This window comes from Bacillus sp. JNUCC-22, from assembly GCF_018861275.1.
Lineage (GTDB): Bacteria > Bacillota > Bacilli > Bacillales > Bacillaceae > Bacillus > Bacillus velezensis.
The window spans coordinates 867,424-889,938 of record NZ_CP076408.1; the positions used below are offsets into that span (position 1 = coordinate 867,424).

Genomic DNA, 22,515 nt, shown 5'->3' on the forward strand with positions numbered 1-22,515 from the left:
TGCTAAATGCGCCACTTCCTGTGGCAACGCATGTGTTAGCATGTCCTATGCGTTGTTCTTTGAAAACTAGATAACAGAAGTAATTCACATTCAATTAGTAATGCAAGATATCACGTAGTGATTCTTTTTAACGGTTAAGTTAGAAAGGGCGCACGGTGGATGCCTTGGCACTAGGAGCCGATGAAGGACGGGACGAACACCGATATGCTTCGGGGAGCTGTAAGCAAGCTTTGATCCGGAGATTTCCGAATGGGGAAACCCACCACTCGTAATGGAGTGGTATCCATATCTGAATACATAGGATATGAGAAGGCAGACCCGGGGAACTGAAACATCTAAGTACCCGGAGGAAGAGAAAGCAAATGCGATTCCCTGAGTAGCGGCGAGCGAAACGGGACCAGCCCAAACCAAGAGGCTTGCCTCTTGGGGTTGTAGGACACTCTGTACGGAGTTACAAAGGAACGAGGTAGATGAAGAGGTCTGGAAAGGCCCGCCATAGGAGGTAACAGCCCTGTAGTCAAAACTTCGTTCTCTCCTGAGTGGATCCTGAGTACGGCGGAACACGTGAAATTCCGTCGGAATCCGGGAGGACCATCTCCCAAGGCTAAATACTCCCTAGTGACCGATAGTGAACCAGTACCGTGAGGGAAAGGTGAAAAGCACCCCGGAAGGGGAGTGAAAGAGATCCTGAAACCGTGTGCCTACAAGTAGTCAGAGCCCGTTAACGGGTGATGGCGTGCCTTTTGTAGAATGAACCGGCGAGTTACGATCCCGTGCAAGGTTAAGCAGAAGATGCGGAGCCGCAGCGAAAGCGAGTCTGAATAGGGCGAATTGAGTACGTGGTCGTAGACCCGAAACCAGGTGATCTACCCATGTCCAGGGTGAAGTTCAGGTAACACTGAATGGAGGCCCGAACCCACGCACGTTGAAAAGTGCGGGGATGAGGTGTGGGTAGGGGTGAAATGCCAATCGAACCTGGAGATAGCTGGTTCTCTCCGAAATAGCTTTAGGGCTAGCCTCAAGGTAAGAGTCTCGGAGGTAGAGCACTGATTGGACTAGGGGCCCCTACCGGGTTACCGAATTCAGTCAAACTCCGAATGCCGATGACTTATCCTTGGGAGTCAGACTGCGAGTGATAAGATCCGTAGTCGAAAGGGAAACAGCCCAGACCGCCAGCTAAGGTCCCAAAGTATACGTTAAGTGGAAAAGGATGTGGAGTTGCTTAGACAACCAGGATGTTGGCTTAGAAGCAGCCACCATTTAAAGAGTGCGTAATAGCTCACTGGTCGAGTGACTCTGCGCCGAAAATGTACCGGGGCTAAACGTATCACCGAAGCTGCGGACTGTTCTTCGAACAGTGGTAGGAGAGCGTTCTAAGGGCTGTGAAGCAAGACCGAAAGGACTTGTGGAGCGCTTAGAAGTGAGAATGCCGGTATGAGTAGCGAAAGAGGGGTGAGAATCCCCTCCACCGAATGCCTAAGGTTTCCTGAGGAAGGCTCGTCCGCTCAGGGTTAGTCGGGACCTAAGCCGAGGCCGAAAGGCGTAGGCGATGGATAACAGGTTGATATTCCTGTACCACCTCCTCACCATTTGAGCAATGGGGGGACGCAGGAGGATAGGGTAAGCGCGGTATTGGATATCCGCGTCCAAGCAGTTAGGCTGGGAAATAGGCAAATCCGTTTCCCGTGAAGGCTGAGCTGTGATGGCGAGCGAATTATAGTAGCGAAGTTCCTGATTCCACACTGCCAAGAAAAGCCTCTAGCGAGGTGAGAGGTGCCCGTACCGCAAACCGACACAGGTAGGCGAGGAGAGAATCCTAAGGTGATCGAGAGAACTCTCGTTAAGGAACTCGGCAAAATGACCCCGTAACTTCGGGAGAAGGGGTGCTCTGTTAGGGTGCAAGCCCGAGAGAGCCGCAGTGAATAGGCCCAGGCGACTGTTTAGCAAAAACACAGGTCTCTGCGAAGCCGTAAGGCGAAGTATAGGGGCTGACGCCTGCCCGGTGCTGGAAGGTTAAGAGGAGCGCTTAGCGTAAGCGAAGGTGCGAATTGAAGCCCCAGTAAACGGCGGCCGTAACTATAACGGTCCTAAGGTAGCGAAATTCCTTGTCGGGTAAGTTCCGACCCGCACGAAAGGCGCAACGATCTGGGCACTGTCTCAACGAGAGACTCGGTGAAATTATAGTACCTGTGAAGATGCAGGTTACCCGCGACAGGACGGAAAGACCCCGTGGAGCTTTACTGCAGCCTGATATTGAATGTTGGTACAGCTTGTACAGGATAGGTAGGAGCCTTGGAAACCGGAGCGCCAGCTTCGGTGGAGGCATCGGTGGGATACTACCCTGGCTGTATTGACCTTCTAACCCGCCGCCCTTATCGGGCGGGGAGACAGTGTCAGGTGGGCAGTTTGACTGGGGCGGTCGCCTCCTAAAAGGTAACGGAGGCGCCCAAAGGTTCCCTCAGAATGGTTGGAAATCATTCGCAGAGTGTAAAGGCACAAGGGAGCTTGACTGCGAGACCTACAAGTCGAGCAGGGACGAAAGTCGGGCTTAGTGATCCGGTGGTTCCGCATGGAAGGGCCATCGCTCAACGGATAAAAGCTACCCCGGGGATAACAGGCTTATCTCCCCCAAGAGTCCACATCGACGGGGAGGTTTGGCACCTCGATGTCGGCTCATCGCATCCTGGGGCTGTAGTCGGTCCCAAGGGTTGGGCTGTTCGCCCATTAAAGCGGTACGCGAGCTGGGTTCAGAACGTCGTGAGACAGTTCGGTCCCTATCCGTCGCGGGCGCAGGAAATTTGAGAGGAGCTGTCCTTAGTACGAGAGGACCGGGATGGACGCACCGCTGGTGTACCAGTTGTTCTGCCAAGGGCATCGCTGGGTAGCTATGTGCGGACGGGATAAGTGCTGAAAGCATCTAAGCATGAAGCCCCCCTCAAGATGAGATTTCCCATTCCGCAAGGAAGTAAGATCCCTGAAAGATGATCAGGTTGATAGGTCTGAGGTGGAAGTGTGGCGACACATGGAGCTGACAGATACTAATCGATCGAGGACTTAACCAATTTGAATGTATGCTTACTGTTATCTAGTTTTGAGAGAATTTTTTTAAAAAAACTCTTGCTTTTTCTGAAATACATAGTATAATAATACATGTCACTAAAATGTCTGGTGATGATGGCGAAGAGGTCACACCCGTTCCCATGCCGAACACGGAAGTTAAGCTCTTCAGCGCCGATGGTAGTCGGGGGTTTCCCCCTGTGAGAGTAGGACATCGCCAGGCAGACTTCATTCCGCAGTAGCTCAGTGGTAGAGCTATCGGCTGTTAACCGATCGGTCGTAGGTTCGAATCCTACCTGCGGAGCCATTTATGGAGAGCTGTCCGAGTGGCCGAAGGAGCACGATTGGAAATCGTGTAGGCGGTAACCCCGTCTCAAGGGTTCGAATCCCTTGCTCTCCGCCACTAATTATCAATACATAACAAACGAAAAAATACCAGGGCCCGTTGGTCAAGCGGTTAAGACACCGCCCTTTCACGGCGGTAACACGGGTTCGAATCCCGTACGGGTCACTTATATGATGGAGGATTAGCTCAGCTGGGAGAGCATCTGCCTTACAAGCAGAGGGTCGGCGGTTCGAGCCCGTCATCCTCCACCATTATCATCGCGGGGTGGAGCAGTTCGGTAGCTCGTCGGGCTCATAACCCGAAGGTCGCAGGTTCAAATCCTGCCCCCGCAACCAAAAAAATGGTCCGGTAGTTCAGTTGGTTAGAATGCCTGCCTGTCACGCAGGAGGTCGCGGGTTCGAGTCCCGTCCGGACCGCCATTTATAACAAGGCTCGGTAGCTCAGTTGGTAGAGCAACGGACTGAAAATCCGTGTGTCGGCGGTTCGATTCCGTCCCGAGCCACCATTTGCCGGTCTAGCTCAATTGGTAGAGCAACTGACTTGTAATCAGTAGGTTGGGGGTTCAAGTCCTCTGGCCGGCACTCTAAATGATGGAGGGGTAGCGAAGTGGCTAAACGCGGCGGACTGTAAATCCGCTCCCTCAGGGTTCGGCAGTTCGAATCTGCCCCCCTCCACCATTTTATAAATAGGGGCATAGTTTAACGGTAGAACAGAGGTCTCCAAAACCTCCGGTGTGGGTTCGATTCCTACTGCCCCTGCCACTATATTATTTATTCATCTTCAGATTATGGCGGTTGTGGCGAAGTGGTTAACGCACCAGATTGTGGCTCTGGCACTCGTGGGTTCGATTCCCATCAATCGCCCCATATTATCATTGGGCTATAGCCAAGCGGTAAGGCAACGGACTTTGACTCCGTCATGCGTTGGTTCGAATCCAGCTAGCCCAGTTGCATTTTTTTTAAAACAACAGCATAAGATGTATTAAGTTCTTTTACATGTTGCGGAAGTAGTTCAGTGGTAGAACATCACCTTGCCAAGGTGGGGGTCGCGGGTTCGAATCCCGTCTTCCGCTCCAAATTACGGCGGCATAGCCAAGTGGTAAGGCAGAGGTCTGCAAAACCTTTATCCCCGGTTCGAATCCGGGTGTCGCCTTTCTATTGCCGGGGTGGTGGAATTGGCAGACACACAGGACTTAAAATCCTGCGGTAGGTGACTACCGTGCCGGTTCAAGTCCGGCCCTCGGCACCAATTTAACTTTGAACGAACTATGTTAAATTGGTCATCAATTTTCACATTATAAAACATATATGAGAGTGATTTGCATATTGCAGATCACTTTTTTTATATAATAAAAACGTAATGACTATCAATATAAGTTTCTTGCTTGTATCGTATATACTGCATTACCATTAAAAAAACTTTGCTTAAATCGTTGACGTTTTATGAAATACATGTTATATTTATATACGTCGGTTGAACACGACGCATTACATGCCGGTGTGGCGGAATTGGCAGACGCGCACGACTCAAAATCGTGTTCCTTCTGGAGTGCCGGTTCGACCCCGGCCACCGGTATACAAAGGCTTCTACATATTGTAGAAGCCTTTTTTGTTGTGTGAAAATATCCTCCAAGGCTTGTGAAAACATGATACGCGTGCAGATTGTATAAATACGCTTTTTTCAAAGATACTAACAAGAAGTTCTTTGAAAGAGGTGTTTTTTATGGAAGGGACTTGGACTTGTCTTATCCCATTTATTCTGGTCATTCCCATTTCAATCATTACAAAGCAAGTGCAGTCCGGTCTGTTTGTCGGTTTGCTGGTCGGAAGCTATCTTTTGCATCCCAGCTTGCTTGGCGGGATTGAACATATGGTTCAATATGTAATCAGCAACATTGTCGTCACCAATAATATTAGAATCATTGTGTTTCTATATTCATTTGCCGGCCTTGTAGGGATTATAAAGCTGACCGGCGGGATAAAAGGATTCGTCCATTTGATCAGTAAAAAAGTTAAAACCAAAAAAGGTGCGATGCTGCTTGCATGGCTGTCGACATTTGGCACGTTCAGTGAACCGGACTTTCGCATCGTCACAATTGCACCGATCATGAAAGCTTTAAGCAAGCGTCTGGACCTGTCGAAACAGAAAATTGCGTATGCCATTGAGTTTACGGCAAACCCTGTCATTGCCTTGATTCCGATAGCAACGGCATTTGTCGGCTACATGGTTTCCATTATCGGACAGGCCCTTAAAACGTCAGGAATAGATCAGCCGGCTTACACGGTGTATGTGAAAAGTATTCCCTTCAATTTTTTCTCCATTGTGATTATAGTAGTCGGAATTTATTACTGCTTTTTTAAGAAACAAAAAGCGGACGAAAGCTTAGAAAAAACAGAAAAGAGCGGACAAACTTCTGCTCGCAAACATAACAAAAATACGGAACCGATTCCGCGGAACAGCGGTGTGTTGCTTTCAAAAAGCTCAGGTTCATTTAACATGGAAACAGGGACGATCTCAGATATTCACGGTGAACATACGGGAATGTTCGAAAGTAATGAGCATGCTGACCAGCAGGAGGAGCTGGATTCGGCGCACCGTGCTTATATTAAGGAAACACCGATTCGGCCTTGGAATTTAATCATTCCGATCGGGCTGTTTTTGCTATTAACACTCTTTCTCAGCTGGTGGGACGGCCATTCAAAAGCACAAGGGTTTTTGAATGCTTTTATCAAAAGCGATATGCTTGGCGTCATGTTAACCGCATTATTGGCAGCGGTTATTGCAGCATTTGCTCTTTTTATGTTTCAGCGTTTTCATGCAGGCGAGCTTGTTACCCATTTTATTAAGGGCGGAAACGAATTGGTCAACGTTATTATTATGTTATCGCTGATTTGGGCCGTAACAGCAGTATCTGAAGATCTGGGATTCTCGGAATATGTTACTTCTCATTTAACGTCATGGATCCCTCATATGTTTATTGCGCCGTCTCTTTTTATACTGGGGGCTGTTATATCCTATTTTATCGGGTCATCTTGGGGGACTTGGGGGCTTTTAATGCCGCTCGGCGTAACGCTGGCGGTTCAGTCACATACCAGCTTATTATTAGCGATCGGGGCCGTGTTTGCGAGCGGAACATTTGGAGCGTTTGCTTCTCCTCTCAGTGATAATACGGTGACAACCTGTACGGTGTTGGGGATCGATGTTGTGAAGTATGCCCGTTCGAAGCTTGTTCCGGCGCTTATCGCCGCGGGGATCTCCGTTGTGTTATACGGTGCGTTTTCATTTTTTAGATAACAAATACTTTTTAAAGGCGGTATCCGAAATGGGGATAACGCCTTTTTATGAGCTGTTATACTAGAGGAAAAAAGAGGTGATGACATTGAAGCAGATTATTGCAATGGGCGGCGGGGGCTTTTCCATGGAGCCGGATTATCTTGTGCTGGATCAGTATATTTTAGAGCAGTCGGCGCGGTCAAAGCCGAAAATTTGTTTTTTGCCGACGGCAAGCGGAGATTCGGAGAATTATATCGGCAGGTTTTATCAGGCCTTTCAAAAGCTGCGGTGTGAGCCGGATCACTTGTCGCTGTTTAAACCGCCGGGTTCTGATCTCAGATCCTTTCTCATGAAGAAAGATATTATATATGTCGGCGGCGGAAATACGCGCAATATGCTTGTCTTATGGAAAGAGTGGGGGCTTGACCTTATTCTTCGTGAGGCTTGGGAAAACGGCATCATGTTGGCTGGTCTCAGCGCCGGGGCGATTTGCTGGTATGAAGAAGGGTTGACGGATTCAGCTGGAGATTTGAGAGAGTTAAGAGCTTTAGGATTTTTGCCGGGCAGCTTTTGTCCGCACTATGACGGAGAAGCGGAGCGCCGGCCGGTGTATCACCGTCTGATTTCAGAAAAGAAACTCAGGGAGGGCTATGCCGCTGATGACGGCGCTGCGCTTCATTATAAAGACGGTCAGCTGTTCCAGGCTGTCTCTTCCCGGGAAACCGCAAAGGGTTATCGGGTTTTTAATACCGAAGAAGGCGTTCGGGAAACAGAGCTTATGACCGTACCGTTATCTGAATTTTGATAATATGCTTTTTTTTGTACACAACTTATGTTACGATGAGAGCGAAATCAATAGTTACTGGGGGTGCCCGTCTGAGCGGGCTGAGAGAGAAGCGGCGGCTTCTTAACCCTTTGGACCTGATCTGGTTCGTACCAGCGTGGGGAAGTAAAGGTTTTATTATTGTTGATGAAAACAATAATAGTTTCTTTCTGACTGCAAAACCGGGTTCTTCTTTGAACCCGGTTTTTTTGTGCTGGTGCTGAGCTTGGTTCTGTTATTCAAATGATAAAGGAGAGATTTGTATGCAAAATCAATCAGTACAGCAAGCGAACATTTCCATTATGTCGAGTTTTTCCGGCAGTAAAAAGGTTTATACAGAAGGTTCTTCGCCCGATATACGAGTGCCGATGCGGGAAATCAGCCTGAGTGCGACTACAGGGGCATTCGGGGAAGAGGAGAATGCGCCGGTCCGTGTTTATGATACGAGCGGGCCGTATACAGACCCGGATGTACAGATTGATATTCATGAAGGGCTGGGGGCGCTCCGCACAAAGTGGATTACCGGGCGCGGAGATGTAGAAGAATATAACGGCCGGACCGTGAGACCTGAAGACAACGGCTATAAAAAAGAGGGCCGTGCCGCCGAATACCCCGGCCTACAGCGGAAACCGCTTCGGGCCAAGCCGGGGAAAAATGTAACACAATTGCATTATGCGAGAAAAGGCATCATTACGCCGGAAATGGAGTTTATCGCAATACGTGAGCATGTGTCTCCCGAATTTGTCAGGGAAGAGGTGGCGAGCGGACGGGCGATTATTCCTTCTAACGTCAACCACCCGGAAAGCGAGCCGATGATTATCGGCCGGAATTTTCATGTGAAAATTAATGCCAATATCGGCAACTCGGCTGTTACATCTTCTATCGAAGAAGAAGTCGAAAAAATGACGTGGGCGATTCGCTGGGGCGCCGATACGATGATGGACTTATCCACGGGAAAAGACATTCATACGACGCGTGAATGGATTATCCGCAACTGTCCCGTGCCTGTGGGGACGGTGCCGATTTATCAGGCGCTTGAAAAAGTAAATGGCATTGCCGAGGATTTAACGTGGGACATTTATCGTGACACATTGATTGAGCAGGCGGAGCAGGGCGTGGATTATTTCACCATCCATGCCGGCGTACTGCTTCGTTACGTCCCGTTAACGGCTAAACGCACGACGGGAATCGTATCCCGCGGGGGGGCGATTATGGCGCAATGGTGCCTGGCTCATCATCAGGAAAGCTTTCTGTACACGCATTTTGAAGAAATTTGTGAAATCATGAAGACCTATGATATCGCTTTTTCTCTTGGTGACGGGCTTCGCCCCGGTTCGATTGCGGATGCCAATGATGAAGCGCAGTTTGCGGAATTGGAGACTCTCGGAGAATTGACGGAGATTGCGTGGAAGCACGATGTGCAAGTGATGATCGAAGGACCGGGTCATGTGCCGATGCATAAAATTAAGGAAAACATGGACAAGCAGCTGGAAATTTGTAAAGAGGCGCCTTTTTACACGCTCGGGCCATTAACGACGGATATCGCTCCGGGTTATGACCACATTACTTCAGCAATCGGCGCGGCGATGATCGGCTGGTACGGGACGGCGATGCTTTGCTATGTCACGCCGAAGGAGCATTTGGGGCTGCCGAATCGTGATGATGTAAGAGAAGGTGTCATCACGTACAAAATCGCGGCACATGCCGCAGACCTTGCTAAAGGGCATCCGGGTGCACAGATCCGTGACGATGCTCTGTCTAAGGCGCGGTTTGAATTCCGGTGGCGTGATCAATTTCATTTGTCGCTTGATCCTGAAAGAGCAATGGAATATCATGATGAAACGCTGCCGGCTGAAGGCGCAAAAACGGCTCACTTCTGTTCGATGTGCGGTCCGAAGTTCTGCAGTATGAGAATTTCTCAGGATATTCGTGATTATGCGAAGGAAAACGGACTTACTGAAGACGAGGCCGTCAACGAAGGGCTGAAAGAAAAAGCAAAAGAGTTTGCAGAGAAGGGAAGCCGCTTATATCAATAAAAGAAAAGATGAAGATGGAGTTTGCCCATCTTCATCTTTTTTAGAAAAACGGTGAACGGCGAAGCGGCGGAATGCTCTGCTCGAAGCGGAATATATTTTCCGGATCATATTTCGTTTTGACTTGACGGAGGCGGTGAACATTTTCTCCGTAATACGTTTGCAGCCAGTTTCTGATTTCTCTATCAGGCCAATTCACGTAATCTCCCATCGTTTCTCTTGATAGGGACGTTCTCAGTCCTTCGATCCAGCGGACATTTTGTCTTTCTTCTTCAGCAGATGTCCAAGTTGTAATATATTCTTGGGCAATGATTGCGTTGCGATAGTAGAATGCCGTTTGGTCCGGAGCGATCCGTCCGGCCGCCCCGCCGAGAGATTGCTGCCACACACTGGCGTTTTCGTTCGGAGCGTGCTCTAAATAGCGCTTTAAAGTGGAAATCGCGCGTGTTGATAATGGTTTTTCAATAAAGGATCCTGACCGCTTCATCTTTTGTGGCTGATTGCCTCCCGGGCTGTTAAAAAAGGTTGCCGCTTTAATAAATGGCACTGTCTTGACCATGCCGCTTGCCGGTTTTCCCGCTTTCATTAACGGAGCCAGCAGTTCTTTCAGCTCATCCTTTGTCCCGGTAAATTGACCGAGCGCTTCTATGCGGTTGACTTCCTTAGGCCAAAACTGAATTGATGAGGTAAGCCGGTTGTCTGTAAATGGAGCCCAGCGCTGCCATGTGTTAAATACTTCCTCAAAATCATCCCAGCCCCAAGTGACAGAAAAAACAGACACGCACGAGATCGGCACGGCTTTAAACATCATGGATGTGACAATGCCGAAGTTGCCTCCCCCTCCTCCCTGAGACGCCCAAAATAGATCAGAGTGCTTTGAACGGTTGACTGTGATCAAGTCAGCACCCGCTTTTTCGTCCGCTATGATCATTTCGAGCTGGAGGAGACGATCGCAAGTAAGTCCGGCTGTCCTTGTTAAATATCCGATTCCTCCCCCGAGCGTCAGCCCCGTGATTCCCACATTCGCAATGGTTCCCGCAGGAAGGGTCAAGCCGTACCGCCAGAGTGTGCGGTAGACTTCCCCCAATTCGGCTCCCGCTTCAATCGAGACCAGCCGCTTATCCTCATTTACTCTTATTTTCTTCATTTCACTGAGATCAATGACTAGTCCGTCATTTAACAGGGAAAAGTTTTCGTAGCTGTGTCTTCCGCCTCTGATACGGAAAGGCACATTGTTCTCACGCGCCCATCTCACCGCATTGAGGGCGTCATGTTTGTTTTGACAAAACACAATGATGTCTGGATATCTTTGCAGGCTTAAATTGATATTGGTTCTCGCAGCATTATAGTCCGGGTCATCTTTTTTGACGATGCGACCGGTCAATGTTGTCTTTTCCACATTCTCACTCACTTTCACTTGTAATCTGCTATGTTTTCTAGCATATGCGGAAAAATGAGAGAGTGTATGAGGAAAACCCCCGGAAGGAAACGATATTTTAAATTGTAGTTGACAGGTAGGGAATGTATGAATTAACATAATCATTACATATTTCCAAACAATGGCTGATCGGATCACCGAAGGCTCTTATCTTTTAAACAGATAAGGGCCTTTTTTGCGTGAAAGTCATTGAATGAAATGAAAAGCGGAGGGATGAAAAGTGGAGTTAAAAAAGGTATCACATGTGCGCAAAAAGAGCAAAAAACGAAAAAAGTACAGAAAACACACATTGAATTTCGAACTGCTTGTAGAGAAAAACAAACGGGAGATTATGAGAAATGAGGAACAGATGGAGCAGATTTATATAAAGATAGATGAAAAGCATGCGGGGGTTCGATAAAGATGAAGGAGAGAAAATGGAGGATAAAAACAACGGTACTCGCGCTGTCGGTATCCATCATGTTATCAGGGTGCGCGTTCGGGAGTGCCGGAGAAGAACCGTCATCTGCGGCGGATAAAAAGGAAGAAACACGTATTGCCCATGTCAAGACAAAGGAATTTAAAGCTTCTCATCCGGCGGCGATTCCCGCTAAATCGAAAGCCAGAACTGACACTTTTGTTGCTGGGATTTCCGCGCCGGGCGGCGTGTTTCTGCCGTACTTTTACGAAAACGGCTGGGACGGAAATGCGACAGATCCTATTTTTGAACCGTTAGTCAAACTGGATAAAACGGGGAAGCCTGCCCCGGCTCTTGCGGAAAGCTGGAAAATTTCCAAAGATCAGCTTACATACACGTTCCGTTTAAGAAAAAATCTCGTTTTCAGCGACGGTTCACCGCTGACCGCAAAGGATGCCGCATTCACTTTAACACTGCTGCATGATCCTGCATACGCGGGCTATGAAGATATCACCACGGCCTATATTAAAGGCGGTAAGGCATACAAAGAAGGAAAGGCAAAGACGATAGAGGGCATTCGCGTCCTTGATGACAGAACCATTCAAATCACGACTGAGAAAGTCAGTGCGAAGTCGCTGCTTCTTTTGGGAGGGCAGGTGCTGTCAGAAGCCTACTACGGGAAGAAATATCAATTCGGCAAACTGGACTATTTAAAAGAGCTTTATGCCAAACCGCTCGGAGCGGGACCTTATCAATTTACAGAATACCTTCCGGGACAGGAAATACGCTATCAGGCTAATGAACACTATTATGCAGGAAAACCGAAAACGGAAAAGCTGATTTATAAAATTATCGATCCGTCAACTTCCCTTCAGCTGTTTGAAACGGGTGACCTTGATTACGCTTCTTTCTCACCTGATGATGATACGGTTCAGCATTTAAAAAGTCTCGGTTTTGCTAATATAAGCGTATCTGTCGTGAATGATTACGGGCTTGTGTACGTCAATCACAAGCGTCCGCCTTTTCGAGATAAGAAAGTGTCCCAGGCGCTTATTTACGGACTTGACCGTCAAAAAATCGTCGATGTCCGCTTTAAACGCTACGGAGAAGTCGCGAATGTGCCGGTGTCTCCGGTTTCGTGGGCTTATGATGACAAAGATGTCAATCGGTACGCGTTTAACCCTGAAAAAGCCAGAAAGCTTCTCGATGAAGCAGGCTGGAAAACGGGCAAAGACGGTGTACGTGAAAAAAACGGCAAAAAGCTTGAAATCAGCTATTACACGTCTAAAGCGGATGATGATTTTATCCCGATCGCGAAAGAAAATTACGCGGACATCGGAATCTCATTAAAACCGGAAGTGATGGATTTTAATACAGAAGTAGCGAAAATAAATGACAAACAATATGACCTTGCCGCCGTTTCCACCTCGCAGATTCTTGATCCGAATGACACGGTGGAAAAGCTGGCTTCCGGCCATCCCAATAATGTAACGGGGTATTCCAATCCGAAAGCGGACCGGCTGATAGAGAAAGGAGCCGGCACGCTTGATATCAGCGAAAGAAAAGAGATTTATCACCAGCTGTACCGGGAGCTCGGGGAAAACCCGCCTTACATTCTGATTCATTACCGTCAGAGCGCAAGGGCGGTCAGCGGAAAAATAAAAGGGCTTGAGCCTGACAATTATTCTGGAATCAGTTCAAGTCTCTCAAATGTCTCAATTCAATAGAACGGTTGGGCAAAATACCCGGTGCATCCTGGGGATTTTGCCCTTTCAGCGGAAAGGAGGGGCTTTTTGTGAAACGGTATGCCGCAGAACGATTCATTCAAATGCTTGTGATCTTATTTGGTACGTCCTTTATTATTTTTTTCTTATTCGCCATGCTGCCGGGCGACTATATTGATTCCAATGTAAACCTGACTCCTGAAAGAGCGCAGGAGTTAAAAGCGCTTTACGGGCTGGATCAGCCGATTTGGCAGCGCTATGTGACATGGCTCGGAAATGTGCTCAGCGGAGATTTTGGGTTTTCTTTGAAATATCAGGAGAACGTCCTGTCACTGCTTCGGAAATATGTCTGGAATTCGTTTTTTGTCGCATTTTTGGCGTTGCTTGTCACATGGTCAGCCGCGATGATAACGGGTGTCATATCCGCTGTCAGGAAATACTCATGGTTTGACGGGATCGTGACGTTTCTTGTTTTTGCTTCCATGGCGTTCCCGTCTTTTTTTATCAGCCTTCTGTTTATTAAGTGGTTTGGGGTGGATTTGAAAATATTGCCCGTCGGCGGGATGATTGATACCGGAAGCACGAGTACAGGTTTTTCGTACGTGCTTGAAGCCGCCAGACATATGATTCTTCCGGTCGTGATTTTATCTATGCTCGGCATCGGCTCGCTGACAAGGTATTTCCGCTCCGGCATGCTGGACGTGATCAGACAGGATTATATCAGAACGGCGAGAGCGAAGGGATTGAAAGAGCGCACCGTCATCTGGAAACATGCGTTGAAAAACGCGCTCATTCCGGCCATCACCCTGCTTGCTTTTGAACTGCCGGGACTGTTTTCCGGAGCCATCATTATTGAACAGATTTTCGGGTGGCCGGGTGTCGGACGTATTCAGCTGGAATCTGTGCATTATCGTGATTATCCGGTTTTGATGGCGTTTACCTTGTTTTTGTCTTGTTTAACGATTGTGGGGAACTTCTTGGCGGATATCGCTTATGCCGCGGTTGATCCGCGGGTCAGGCTGAAATAGGGGGTGTTCGGAATGAAAAAACAAAAAGGGGTGCCGCCTTCTCTTTGGAAGCAGACGTACCGCCGCCTGCTGCAGCATAAGCTGACGGTCATCAGTCTTCTTTTCTTATGTTTTATGTTTTTATTGTGCTTTATCGGGCCGTCTTTTTCTCCGTACATAACAGATCGGACGGATATTTCAAATGCCAATCAGCAGCCGGGAATCCATCATTGGCTGGGAACTGACCAGTACGGGAGAGATGTGCTGACGAGGCTGATGCTGGCGGGGCAGATTTCTCTGACCGTGGGGCTTGCTTCAATGGTGCTGTCGCTTGTCATCGGTTCTTTACTCGGGGCTGCGGCCGGATTTTATCGGGGAGCCGCTGATATGATCATTATGCGCATCGCTGATATGCTCATGTCCATCCCGGGCCTGCCGCTGCTTTTGATTTTGGCTGCGGTGATGTCGGAGTGGAAAGTGCCTTCTGAATACAGGATGTACCTGATTATGATGATGTTAAGCCTGATCGGATGGCCCGGTCTGGCGCGGCTTGTACGCGGACAGATTTTGTCGCTGAAGGAGCAGCCGTTTATGATGGCCGCGGAAGTTTTGGGGCTTAGTGATAAACGGAAAATCCTCTATCATTTGCTTCCCAATACATTGCCGTTATTACTGGTAGCGGCGACTTTGCATGTGGCGGGAGCGATGCTGAGTGAATCGGCGCTGAGTTTTCTCGGGCTTGGCGTTGCTCCGCCGACACCTTCTTGGGGAAACATGATGGAAGCGGCGAATCATTTTATGGATTTTACACTCCGTCCGTGGCTGTGGATTCCGCCGGGAACGGCCATTTTTCTGACCGTTGTGGCGATTCATCTTCTTGGAGACGGTTTAAGAGACGCTTTTGATCCTAAGGTAAAACGGCAGGTGAAAATGAAATGAAAAAACCGCTTTTAGAAGTGATGCATTTGGAAACGGCTTTTTATACAGAGGAGGGGGCGGTAAAGGCCGTGGACGATGTCAGCTTTACGATACATGAGGAGGAAACGGTTTGTATTGTAGGGGAGTCCGGCTGCGGGAAAAGCATGGCGTCATTGTCCATTATGCAGCTTATTCCCGAGACGGGGAGAATCGAACGGGGAGCGGTGCATTTTTCCGGACGGAACCTGTTGGAATTGAAACCAAAAGACATGCAGAAAATCCGCGGCAGCGAAATCGGGATGATATTTCAGGAACCGATGACATCTTTGAATCCGGTGTTTACAATCGGTGAGCAGCTGGCCGAACCGATTCGCGAACATTTATTGCTGAGTAAGAAAGAAGCATGGCGGAGGGCCGTTGAACTGATCACGTTAGTGGAGATCCCGCATGCCGAGCAGGTTATGCACCAATATCCTCATGAACTGAGCGGCGGCATGCTGCAGCGCATCATGACGGCTGTCGCGCTAAGCTGCGAACCGAAACTGATCATTGCCGACGAGCCGACGACAGCGCTTGACGTAACCATTCAGGCGCAGATATTGGATTTATTGCGGGATATGAAAAAGCAATTTCGCATGTCTATTTTATTCATTACTCATGACCTTGGCGTGGTTGCTGAAATGGCTGATTATGTGATTGTCATGTATGCGGGAAAAATTGTGGAGGAAGGACCGGTTGCAAAGCTGTTTTCTGATCCGAAGCATCCGTATACGAAAGGGCTGCTCGCGGCCAAGCCGGTTATCGGTCAAAGAAGGGAGATGCTGTACACCATTCCGGGGCAGGTCCCCGAGCTTGCGGACCTGTCGGGATCGTCTTGTTATTTTGCGGAGCGATGTGAACACAGCACGGAAATATGCCGGAAATCGAGCCCGCATTTTACTGAATTCGGGAAGGGGCATCAGTCGGCGTGCTGGCTTTACAGAGAGGAGAAAGCAGATGAGTGATGTGTTGCTGGAGGTCAAGGGGCTGAAAAAATATTACGAGGAGCATGGGGGGATGAGAAAGACCCGCAAAAATCCCGTAAAAGCGGTTGACGGTGTCAGTTTTACGATAGAAAAGGGAGAAGTGTTCGGCTTAGCGGGAGAATCGGGCAGCGGAAAGTCATCAATCGGCAAGACCATTTTGAGGCTTCATGAAAAAACAGCGGGAGAGGTGTTTTTTCAGGGGCGTGATGTGTTTCGGATGAGCCGGCGCGAGCTCAAAACTTTCAGATCAGAAGCGCAGCTCATCTTTCAAGATCCGTTCAGTTCTTTAAATCCCCGGCGCCGGATCGGAGAAGCCATTGGTGAAGCGATGATCGAGCATCAATTGGCGGTAAAACGGAACGCGCGTGATAAAGCGGCGGAAGTTCTTGAAGCCTGCGGCCTTTCCGCAAACTTTATCGACCGTTATCCGCATGAATTTTCCGGAGGGCAGCGGCAGCGGATCGTGATTGCAAGAGCGATGGCGCTCAAGCCGCAATTTATCATTATGGATGAACCCGTGGCGGCGTTAGATGTCTCCATCCAGGCGCAGATGATCAATTTGTTCAGCAGCCTTCAAAAACAGCACGGGCTGTCATATTTGTTCATTTCTCATGATTTAAGCGTGGTGGAGCACTTATGTACGAAGGTCGCCATTATGTATTTAGGGACGATTGTGGAATACGCGTCAAAGGAGGAGCTCTTTTCACGGCCGCTTCACCCTTATACGAAAGCGCTGTTATCAGCCGTGCCTGTTCCTGATCCCGGAGCGAAAAGGGAGCGGATAATTTTAAAGGGTGATATACCGAGCCCCTCTGATCCGCCTTCAGGCTGTAAATTCCGAACGAGATGCCCGGCAGCCAAGAAGATATGTGCTGAGAAAAGTCCGGCGCTGTCAGAAAAAGGGCTTCATCATTTTGCGGCATGCCACTTCGTATAATTGAGAAAAAAACGGTTTTATTGATAATAAACAGGAAAAACCTGCCGGGCAGACCGGCAGGTTTTTTGATGTTATTTTGGTGATGGCAGTCCGAGTCCTTCGGCAACGCGTCTGCCGTATTCAGGATCAGCTTTGTAGAAGTGGCCGATCTGGCGCAGCTTAATTTCTTCTTTTTCCACAGGTTTCATCGCACTGACGATATTGGCGACAAGGCGCGCGCGCTCTTCTTCGCTCATCAGGCGGTACAGGTCGCCGGCTTGTGTGTAATGATCATGATGATTATAGCTTACACTGTCAGCGAAACCTGATACAGGATATGCCGCCTGTTTATCTTCAGGTGACTCTTTCGGGCCGCCGAAGCTGTTAGGCTCGTAATAGACAGAGCGGCCGCCGTTATCATCAAAACGCATTTGTCCGTCACGCTGATAGTTTTTCACTTCATTGCGGGAACGGTTGATCGGCAGCGCCTGATGGTTCGCGCCGACACGGTAGCGATGCGCGTCATGGTATGCGAACAACCGGCCTTGAAGCATTTTGTCAGGTGAGACGTCGACGCCGGGGACTAATGTGCCGGGAGAGAACGTCGCCTGTTCTACTTCCGCAAAGTAATTTTCCGGATTGCGGTTCAGAACCATGCGGCCGACTTCAATGAGCGGATAGTCTTTTTGAGACCATACTTTTGTGACGTCAAACGGATCAAAGCGATATGTGTTTGCGTCTTCTAACGGCATGATTTGAACATATAATTTCCATGCGGGGAAATCGCCGTTTTCAATCGCATTGAACAAATCTTCCGTATGGTAATCGGGATTTTCGCCCGCGATTTTTGCGGCTGTATTAACATCAAGGTTTTTCACGCCTTGCTCTGTTTTAAAGTGATATTTGATCCAGACGCCTTCGCCTTTATCATTTGTCCATTTAAATGTATGGCTTCCGAATCCGTGCATATGGCGAAGAGTCGCCGGAATGCCCCGGTCTGACATCAGAATGGTGACCTGGTGCAGGGATTCCGGTGACAGAGACCAGAAATCCCAAACGGCCGTCGGGTTTTTCAGATGTGTTCTCGGATCTCTTTTTTGTGTATGGATAAAGTCAGGGAACTTGATGGCATCGCGGATGAAGAACACGGGTGTATTGTTTCCGACGATGTCGTAGTTTCCTTCTTCTGTATAAAACTTAACGGCAAATCCGCGCGGGTCGCGCACTGTGTCACTAGAGCCCAGTTCGCCCGCAACGGTTGAGAAACGGATGAAGAGCGGCGTGCGTTTACCGACTTCTGACAGAAATGCGGCTTTCGTATATTTTGTAACGTCATTTGTGACTTCAAAATAACCGTGTGCGCCCGCGCCTTTTGCGTGAACGACACGCTCGGGAACGCGTTCTCTGTTAAAGTGCGCCAATTTCTCAAGCAGATGGACGTCTTGTATTAAAGCAGGACCGCGATCGCCGGCCGTCATTGAGTTTTGGTTATCTCCGACAGGAGCGCCCCAGCTGGTTGTCAATTTATTTGAACTCATGTGATCACCTCTTTAGATTTATAAAAACATAATATCACCTATCATTAAAAAGTCAATATTATTTTATAATGATTATAAAATAATTATTTGTATTATCGAAAAAGGGTTTGGATTTGAAAGCATACTTGACTGACGGGAATAATGGGTTTAAGATGAGAAAAAAATAGAAACCGCTGACTTGGACACAAGAGGCTCTTATTCTTCACTGGATAAGGGCCTTTTTATATTGTCAGGCGGTAAGGGAGGCGGCGATTGTATGCTTTTCCGGCAGCATTTTAAACCTGTCGATATTCACGGTCATCTGCCGTACAGCCTTTATTTCGGCAAAAACGATAAGACATTTTCCGATTATAACCGGGAGCGGTCAGATAGAATGAATCTGACTTGGGATTTTCCTGATCCGCATGATGTTGAGGGCGATGACGGCGAAATCGCTTTGATGACAAGATGGGAGAATGAATTAGATAAGTACGGCATTGACGTGCTGAATTTTTTAACAGCAGAGAGCAATGACCGGATGGCGGCGTTTATTCAAGCCAATCCCGCGAGATTTACCGGATTTGCATATCATCCTTTGGAGCGGGAGGATGCGTATGAAGAGCTGAAAAGAGCGGTAGAAGGGCTCGGTCTGAAAGGATATAAACTGTTCGGGCCGCTGACAGACATCGATTTTCATGATCCGTCGCTGAAAAAGCTGTGGACGTATTTAGCTGACAAAAGGCTGCCTGTATTAATTCACTTCGGGCTTTTAGGAAGAGCGGGGGGCATTGTCAGCCATCGCAACATCAACCCGCTCTCCATCTGTCGCGTCGCGAGAGAGTATGCTGATATCCCGTTCATCATTCCGCATTTCGGCGCCGGATATTATCAGGAACTGCTGCAGCTGTGCTGGAGCTGCCCGAATGTGTATATTGACACGTCCGGCTCAAATCAGTGGATGAGGTGGATGCCGTACCCGCTTGATTTGGAAATTCTGTTTCGGAAGACATCTGAATTAATCGGTGCTGAACGGATCATCTTCGGGACGGATTCGAACGGATTTCCGAGAGGATATGTATACAGATATCTTCAGGAGCAGGTGAGGACCTGCCGGGAAATCAATATGCGGGAAGAAGATATAGAGAACATTTTCGGCAACAACGCGCGGACATTATTGAAAATCGCCCGCCAAGAAAAGGAAGTAAATACGTGATACAGCCGATGCGCTCTCTGGCAGGGTTATGCCGGAGGGCGTATTTTAATCCTTATAAAAAACAGTTGACAAGTCGGAATAATTTGAATTAACATGATATTCAAATTTAAAAACAAACGGGTTGCCGATCGGACCGCCGAAGGCTCCCATCTCTGCAAGCAATCGGAGATGGGGGCCTTTTTGTTTTTCGATCGCACGCGGCTGAAAGAGAGGGGAAGACAGATGGCTGTAACCATCAGCATACAAGAAAAAGCTTTTGAGCATGAAGGCCGGAAAACGCCGGTGCTGAATGATATTGAGCTGTCAATTGCATCGGGAGAATTTTTGACTGTCATCGGGCCGAGCGGATGCGGCAAAAGCACGCTTTTAAAATTGATTGCCGGTCTTGATACCGATTATAAAGGCTCTGTCACAATAAACGGCCGCAATGTATCGGGACCGGGCATCCGGCAGGGATTTATCTTTCAGGAGCACCGGCTGTTTCCCTGGCTGACGGTAAAACAAAACATCGCTGCCGATCTCAATATGAACGACCCGGCCATTCGGAAAAAAGTGGATGATCTGATTGAGGTTGTCAGGCTGCAGGGAGCGGAGAACGCTTATCCGCGCGAATTATCCGGCGGCATGTCGCAGCGGGTTGCCATCGCCAGAGCCCTTTTGCGCGAGCCGGAGGTGCTGCTTTTAGATGAACCGTTCGGGGCGCTTGACGCTTTTACGAGAAAACATTTGCAGGATGTGCTGCTTGATATATGGCGCGAGAAAAATACGACGATGATTCTGGTCACGCATGATATTGATGAATCCGTCTATTTAGGCGATAAGCTGGCGATCCTCAGGGCAAAGCCCGGCCGGCTGCACAGCCTGATGCCGATTCAGCTTCCGCATCCGCGCAATCGGACGTCAGCGGATTTTCAGGCCGTCCGGCAGAAGGTGCTTTCTGAGTTTGAGAAAACGGAAGACCTCCGGTTTGCGGATGGGTCCGGGATATAGAAGGGACGAAGTGAAGTGAAAAAAATCATCATTCTTTTAGCCGCAGCAGTCATGATGTCAGCCGGATGCAGTGCAGACAGGACAGGAGGGAGCGGGAAAACGGTGAAAGAAATCCGGATCGGCATCCAGCAGAGTTTAAGCCCGCTTCTCATTGCCAAGGAAAAAGGCTGGTTTGAAGAGGCCTTCAAAAAAGACGGAATAAAAGTAAAATGGGTCGAATTCCAAAGCGGTCCTCCGCAGTTTGAAGGTCTTGCCGCCGATAAGCTTGATTTTTCCCAGGTCGGCAATTCACCGGTCATTTCCGGTCAGGCGGCTGGAATTGATTTTAAAGAGATCGGGCTGTCTCAGGACGGGTTAAAGGCAAATGGCATTCTCGTAAACAAGGGCAGCGGGATTCAGAGCCTGAAAGAATTGAAAGGTAAAAAAATCGCTGTAGCCAAAGGCAGCAGCGGCTTTGATTTTCTCTATAAAGCTTTAGATAAAGCGGGGCTTTCCGCCGATGACGTCACCATCATCCAGCTTCAGCCTGATGAGGCGGTTTCCGCTTTTGAAAACAAATCAGTTGACGCATGGTCCATTTGGGAGCCGTATTTGTCGATTGAAACGCTGCAGCACGGGGCGGAAATATTGGCGAACGGAGAAAGCACAGATTTATATTCTCCCGGTTTCACGTTAGTCAGAACGGGATTTTCCAAAGAACACCCGGATGAGGTTGTCCGATTTCTGAAAGTGTTCAATAAAGCAGTTGCATGGCAAAAGGAACACAAAGATGAAGCTGTCTCCTTATATGCGAAAATCAAACATCTTGATCCGAAAGTCGTCAGAAACGTGCTTAACAATACTGAGCCTCTCAATGAACCGATCAATGATGATATTGTCAAAGCCCAGCAGGAAACCGCTGATTTTCAATATCAAACAAAAGCGATTCATAAGAAAATTAATGTAAAAGACGTTGTCGACAATTCATTTATTAAAAAAGCGCTTGAAACGGGGGATGGCAAGTAATGAAAGCAGAAGCATCAACGGCTGCCGGCGCAATAAGCCAATCAGAAAAGAAAGCTCTGGCAACTTCCCGGAAGTATTCATACCAATGGATGAAAGGGGTTGTACTCCCGGCTGCGGTCATCGCAGTATGGCAGGTTATCGCAAGTCTGGGCATCGTCTCGACAACGGTGCTCCCGTCACCTGTCGTCATCTTGCAGACGTTTCAGGAACTTCTTCTTTCAGGTGAACTGTGGGGTCATTTAGAGATCAGTTTATACAGGGCGGCTGCCGGATTTCTGCTTGGCGCGGGCCTCGGACTTGTTTTCGGGCTGCTGGTCGGTTTCTCAAAGCGGACGGAAGCATATCTAGATCCGTCTCTGCAAATGCTCAGAACGGTTCCGCACTTGGCCGTGACTCCTCTGTTTATTTTGTGGTTCGGGTTTGATGAGACATCAAAAATTCTGCTGATCGCATTAGGGGCATTTTTCCCCGTGTACATTAATACGTTTCTCGGAATCCGCAGTGTGGACGCGAAGCTGTTTGACGTCGCGCGGGTGCTGGAATTTAACTGGTATCAGCAGATGACGAAATTAATTCTTCCGGCATCTCTGCCGAATATCCTTCTCGGCATCAGGCTCTCTCTAGGCATTGCGTGGCTCGGTCTCGTGGTGGCGGAACTGATGGGATCGAGCGAGGGCGTCGGTTATATGATTATGGATGCCAGACAATTTTCACAGACAAATAAGGTGTTTGTCGGCATTATCATTTTTGCGGCTGTCGGCAAGCTGACAGATGCATTGGTCAGAATGCTCGAACGGAAACTATTAAAATGGCGGAACAGTTATGAAGGGTAA

The 22,515-nt window shown here is 48.5% G+C and carries 15 protein-coding genes, 16 tRNA genes, 2 rRNA genes and 1 riboswitch; of the genes, 31 read left to right on the top strand and 2 right to left on the bottom strand.

The annotated features are described in order from the left end of the window. Positions 1 to 132: 132 nt before the first annotated feature. The 21 genes from JNUCC22_RS04390 to thiC all read left to right on the top strand — a co-directional run bounded on the left by JNUCC22_RS04390 (position 133) and on the right by thiC (position 9,535). A 23S ribosomal RNA gene (locus tag JNUCC22_RS04390) occupies positions 133 to 3,062 on the top strand. Between the two features lie 102 nt (positions 3,063 to 3,164). Further along, a 5S ribosomal RNA gene (gene rrf / locus JNUCC22_RS04395) occupies positions 3,165 to 3,280 on the top strand. A 9-nt stretch (positions 3,281 to 3,289) separates the two neighbouring features. Next, positions 3,290 to 3,364, top strand: a tRNA-Asn gene (locus JNUCC22_RS04400). 5 nt (positions 3,365 to 3,369) lie between these two features. Further along, positions 3,370 to 3,460 (top strand) — tRNA-Ser (locus JNUCC22_RS04405). Between the two features lie 36 nt (positions 3,461 to 3,496). Then, a tRNA-Glu gene (locus JNUCC22_RS04410) sits at positions 3,497 to 3,568 on the top strand. Positions 3,569 to 3,578: 10 nt separating this feature from the next. Next, positions 3,579 to 3,654, top strand: a tRNA-Val gene (locus tag JNUCC22_RS04415). A gap of 7 nt (positions 3,655 to 3,661) precedes the next feature. Next, positions 3,662 to 3,738, top strand: a tRNA-Met gene (locus JNUCC22_RS04420). 7 nt (positions 3,739 to 3,745) lie between these two features. Then, positions 3,746 to 3,822 (top strand) — tRNA-Asp (locus JNUCC22_RS04425). A 10-nt stretch (positions 3,823 to 3,832) separates the two neighbouring features. Then, a tRNA-Phe gene (locus JNUCC22_RS04430) sits at positions 3,833 to 3,908 on the top strand. Between the two features lie 3 nt (positions 3,909 to 3,911). Further along, positions 3,912 to 3,984: transfer RNA gene (locus JNUCC22_RS04435), tRNA-Thr, on the top strand. 11 nt (positions 3,985 to 3,995) lie between these two features. Next, positions 3,996 to 4,080, top strand: a tRNA-Tyr gene (locus JNUCC22_RS04440). Between the two features lie 10 nt (positions 4,081 to 4,090). After that, positions 4,091 to 4,164: transfer RNA gene (locus JNUCC22_RS04445), tRNA-Trp, on the top strand. Positions 4,165 to 4,193: 29 nt separating this feature from the next. Further along, positions 4,194 to 4,269, top strand: a tRNA-His gene (locus JNUCC22_RS04450). Between the two features lie 9 nt (positions 4,270 to 4,278). Then, positions 4,279 to 4,350 (top strand) — tRNA-Gln (locus tag JNUCC22_RS04455). A 53-nt stretch (positions 4,351 to 4,403) separates the two neighbouring features. After that, positions 4,404 to 4,478: transfer RNA gene (locus JNUCC22_RS04460), tRNA-Gly, on the top strand. A gap of 6 nt (positions 4,479 to 4,484) precedes the next feature. Beyond that, positions 4,485 to 4,555, top strand: a tRNA-Cys gene (locus JNUCC22_RS04465). A 7-nt stretch (positions 4,556 to 4,562) separates the two neighbouring features. Beyond that, positions 4,563 to 4,651: transfer RNA gene (locus JNUCC22_RS04470), tRNA-Leu, on the top strand. Positions 4,652 to 4,896: 245 nt separating this feature from the next. Further along, positions 4,897 to 4,978: transfer RNA gene (locus JNUCC22_RS04475), tRNA-Leu, on the top strand. Between the two features lie 147 nt (positions 4,979 to 5,125). Next, positions 5,126 to 6,697 (top strand): Na+/H+ antiporter NhaC family protein, encoded by a 1,572-nt coding sequence (locus JNUCC22_RS04480; RefSeq protein WP_061581843.1) that lies wholly within the window; start codon positions 5,126 to 5,128, stop codon positions 6,695 to 6,697. A gap of 85 nt (positions 6,698 to 6,782) precedes the next feature. Next, positions 6,783 to 7,481: a Type 1 glutamine amidotransferase-like domain-containing protein gene (locus tag JNUCC22_RS04485; protein ID WP_032868284.1), complete on the top strand. Its 699-nt coding sequence runs from the start codon at positions 6,783 to 6,785 to the stop codon at positions 7,479 to 7,481. A 49-nt stretch (positions 7,482 to 7,530) separates the two neighbouring features. After that, positions 7,531 to 7,641: riboswitch (TPP riboswitch) on the top strand. 121 nt (positions 7,642 to 7,762) lie between these two features. Further along, the gene (gene thiC, locus JNUCC22_RS04490) at positions 7,763 to 9,535 is read left to right on the top strand and encodes a phosphomethylpyrimidine synthase ThiC (protein ID WP_216062157.1); all 1,773 of its coding nucleotides are present in this window, start codon (positions 7,763 to 7,765) and stop codon (positions 9,533 to 9,535) included. Between the two features lie 40 nt (positions 9,536 to 9,575). Here the strand turns inward: thiC and JNUCC22_RS04495 are convergent, their stop codons facing one another. Next, complete coding sequence (locus tag JNUCC22_RS04495; RefSeq protein WP_042635701.1) at positions 9,576 to 10,931, bottom strand: FAD-binding oxidoreductase; 1,356 nt, start codon at positions 10,929 to 10,931, stop codon at positions 9,576 to 9,578. 259 nt (positions 10,932 to 11,190) lie between these two features. On the opposite strand from JNUCC22_RS04495, the gene JNUCC22_RS04500 reads away from it, so the two are divergent. The 6 genes from JNUCC22_RS04500 (at position 11,191) to JNUCC22_RS04525 (ending at position 16,978) form a co-directional block, all read left to right on the top strand. Further along, entirely contained in the window at positions 11,191 to 11,370 is a 180-nt protein-coding gene (locus tag JNUCC22_RS04500; RefSeq protein WP_216062158.1) for an FbpB family small basic protein, read from the top strand. Positions 11,371 to 11,372: 2 nt separating this feature from the next. Then, positions 11,373 to 13,094: an ABC transporter substrate-binding protein gene (locus JNUCC22_RS04505; RefSeq protein ID WP_061046942.1), complete on the top strand. Its 1,722-nt coding sequence runs from the start codon at positions 11,373 to 11,375 to the stop codon at positions 13,092 to 13,094. Between the two features lie 68 nt (positions 13,095 to 13,162). Then, on the top strand, positions 13,163 to 14,119 hold the full coding sequence (locus JNUCC22_RS04510; RefSeq protein ID WP_007408412.1) for an ABC transporter permease: 957 nt from the start codon (positions 13,163 to 13,165) through the stop codon (positions 14,117 to 14,119). Between the two features lie 12 nt (positions 14,120 to 14,131). After that, a complete protein-coding gene (gene opp4C, locus JNUCC22_RS04515) occupies positions 14,132 to 15,037 on the top strand; it encodes an oligopeptide ABC transporter permease (RefSeq protein ID WP_014417251.1) in 906 nt (301 codons plus the stop codon). Further along, positions 15,034 to 16,020: an ABC transporter ATP-binding protein gene (locus JNUCC22_RS04520; RefSeq protein ID WP_216062159.1), complete on the top strand. Its 987-nt coding sequence runs from the start codon at positions 15,034 to 15,036 to the stop codon at positions 16,018 to 16,020. The genes opp4C and JNUCC22_RS04520 overlap by 4 nt, the downstream gene beginning before the upstream one ends. Then, positions 16,013 to 16,978: an ABC transporter ATP-binding protein gene (locus tag JNUCC22_RS04525; protein WP_025284458.1), complete on the top strand. Its 966-nt coding sequence runs from the start codon at positions 16,013 to 16,015 to the stop codon at positions 16,976 to 16,978. The genes JNUCC22_RS04520 and JNUCC22_RS04525 overlap by 8 nt, the downstream gene beginning before the upstream one ends. A gap of 71 nt (positions 16,979 to 17,049) precedes the next feature. On the opposite strand, the gene katA is transcribed toward JNUCC22_RS04525, so the two are convergent. After that, a complete protein-coding gene (gene katA, locus JNUCC22_RS04530; protein ID WP_003155420.1) occupies positions 17,050 to 18,495 on the bottom strand; it encodes a catalase KatA in 1,446 nt (481 codons plus the stop codon). A 256-nt stretch (positions 18,496 to 18,751) separates the two neighbouring features. Here katA and JNUCC22_RS04535 point away from each other — a divergent pair, with 256 nt between their 5' ends. The 4 genes from JNUCC22_RS04535 to JNUCC22_RS04550 all read left to right on the top strand — a co-directional run bounded on the left by JNUCC22_RS04535 (position 18,752) and on the right by JNUCC22_RS04550 (position 22,515). After that, a complete protein-coding gene (locus JNUCC22_RS04535; RefSeq protein ID WP_216062160.1) occupies positions 18,752 to 19,687 on the top strand; it encodes an amidohydrolase family protein in 936 nt (311 codons plus the stop codon). A gap of 222 nt (positions 19,688 to 19,909) precedes the next feature. Then, positions 19,910 to 20,677, top strand: a complete 768-nt coding sequence (locus JNUCC22_RS04540; RefSeq protein WP_216062161.1) for an ABC transporter ATP-binding protein — start codon at positions 19,910 to 19,912, stop codon at positions 20,675 to 20,677. A gap of 15 nt (positions 20,678 to 20,692) precedes the next feature. Further along, positions 20,693 to 21,682 (top strand): aliphatic sulfonate ABC transporter substrate-binding protein, encoded by a 990-nt coding sequence (locus tag JNUCC22_RS04545; RefSeq protein ID WP_216062162.1) that lies wholly within the window; start codon positions 20,693 to 20,695, stop codon positions 21,680 to 21,682. After that, positions 21,682 to 22,515, top strand: coding sequence for an ABC transporter permease (locus tag JNUCC22_RS04550; protein ID WP_052827200.1), 834 nt, complete (start codon positions 21,682 to 21,684; stop codon positions 22,513 to 22,515). The genes JNUCC22_RS04545 and JNUCC22_RS04550 overlap by 1 nt, the downstream gene beginning before the upstream one ends.

Bases quoted from the DNA above. Each gene is read 5' to 3' on its own strand.
- JNUCC22_RS04480 (WP_061581843.1), top strand. From the start codon at position 5,126: ATGGAAGGGACTTGGACTTGTCTTATCCCATTTATTCTGGTCATTCCC.
- thiC (WP_216062157.1), top strand. From the start codon at position 7,763: ATGCAAAATCAATCAGTACAGCAAGCGAACATTTCCATTATGTCGAGT.
- JNUCC22_RS04505 (WP_061046942.1), top strand. From the start codon at position 11,373: ATGAAGGAGAGAAAATGGAGGATAAAAACAACGGTACTCGCGCTGTCG.
- opp4C (WP_014417251.1), top strand. From the start codon at position 14,132: ATGAAAAAACAAAAAGGGGTGCCGCCTTCTCTTTGGAAGCAGACGTAC.
- JNUCC22_RS04520 (WP_216062159.1), top strand. From the start codon at position 15,034: ATGAAAAAACCGCTTTTAGAAGTGATGCATTTGGAAACGGCTTTTTAT.
- JNUCC22_RS04525 (WP_025284458.1), top strand. From the start codon at position 16,013: ATGAGTGATGTGTTGCTGGAGGTCAAGGGGCTGAAAAAATATTACGAG.
- katA (WP_003155420.1), bottom strand. From the start codon at position 18,495: ATGAGTTCAAATAAATTGACAACCAGCTGGGGCGCTCCTGTCGGAGAT.
- JNUCC22_RS04535 (WP_216062160.1), top strand. From the start codon at position 18,752: ATGCTTTTCCGGCAGCATTTTAAACCTGTCGATATTCACGGTCATCTG.
- JNUCC22_RS04540 (WP_216062161.1), top strand. From the start codon at position 19,910: ATGGCTGTAACCATCAGCATACAAGAAAAAGCTTTTGAGCATGAAGGC.
- JNUCC22_RS04550 (WP_052827200.1), top strand. From the start codon at position 21,682: ATGAAAGCAGAAGCATCAACGGCTGCCGGCGCAATAAGCCAATCAGAA.